This is a genomic window from Cupriavidus sp. HPC(L) (assembly GCF_000307735.3).
Taxonomy (GTDB): domain Bacteria; phylum Pseudomonadota; class Gammaproteobacteria; order Burkholderiales; family Burkholderiaceae; genus Cupriavidus.
On record NZ_AMPR02000408.1, the window covers coordinates 1 to 1,061 of the forward strand.

Genomic DNA, 1,061 nt, shown 5'->3' on the forward strand with positions numbered 1-1,061 from the left:
GCTGCTCCTCGCGCTGGGCGCCGGCGTGCGCGGGCGGCGCGGTCAGCAACGCCAGCGCTGTCAGCAGCGCCGCGATGGCGGCGCATCGCGGCGTGGGCATGGCGTCAGTTGGCCAGCAGCTTGCGGACATGCCCGACGATGTCGGCCACCGCCACGCGGCTCGCCTCGGCATCGCGCCGGCCCTGATACTCGACCTGGCCTTCCTTCAGGCCGCGGTCGCCGACCACCACGCGATGCGGCACGCCGATCAGTTCCCAGTCGGCGAACATCACGCCGGGGCGCTCGCCGCGGTCGTCCAGGATTGCATCGACGCCGGCCGCCAGCAGCTCGGCATGGATGCGATCGGCCTCGGCCTTGACCGCTTCCGAGCGGTCGTAGCCGACCGGGCACACCACCACCTCGAACGGCGCGATCGCGGCCGGCCAGATGATGCCGCGCTCGTCGTAGTTCTGCTCGATCGCCGCGCCGACGATGCGCGTCACGCCGATGCCGTAGCAGCCCATCTGCATCGGCTGGGTCTTGCCGTTCTCGTCGAGGAAGGTCGCGTTCATCGCCGCCGAATAGCGCGTGCCGAGCATGAACACGTGGCCGACCTCGATGCCGCGGCAGATCGCCAGCCGGCCCTTGCCGTCGGGCGAGGCATCGCCCTCGACCACGTTGCGCAGGTCCGCGACCACCGGCTCGGGCAGGTCGCGGCCCCAGTTGACGCCGGTCAGGTGATAGTCGCGCTCGTTGGCGCCGCAGACGAAGTCGCTCATGTTGGCGACGGTGCGGTCGGCCACCACGCGGATCGGCGCCTTGGCACCGATCGGGCCCAGATAGCCCGGGGGCGTACCGAAGGTGGCGACGATCTCCGCCTCGGTGGCGAAGCGGAACTCGGCCAGGCCCGGCACCTTCGACGCCTTGATCTCGTTCAGGTCGTGGTCGCCGCGCAGCAGCAGCAGCCAGATCTGCGCGGGCTCGCCGGCCGGGCCCTCGGTCGCCAGCACGATCGACTTGACGGTGCGCTCCAGCGGCATGCCCAGCAGCTGCGCGACGTCCTCGCACTTGGCCTTGCCCGG

Annotated in this window: 1 protein-coding gene; it reads right to left on the reverse strand. The window is 71.4% G+C overall.

Annotation, left to right across the window (positions count from 1 at the left end; genetic code table 11):
* Positions 1–104: 104 nt before the first annotated feature.
* Positions 105–1,061 (reverse strand): proline--tRNA ligase (gene proS / locus B551_RS18530; RefSeq protein ID WP_023264759.1); only part of this gene is annotated, 957 nt, incomplete at its 5' end.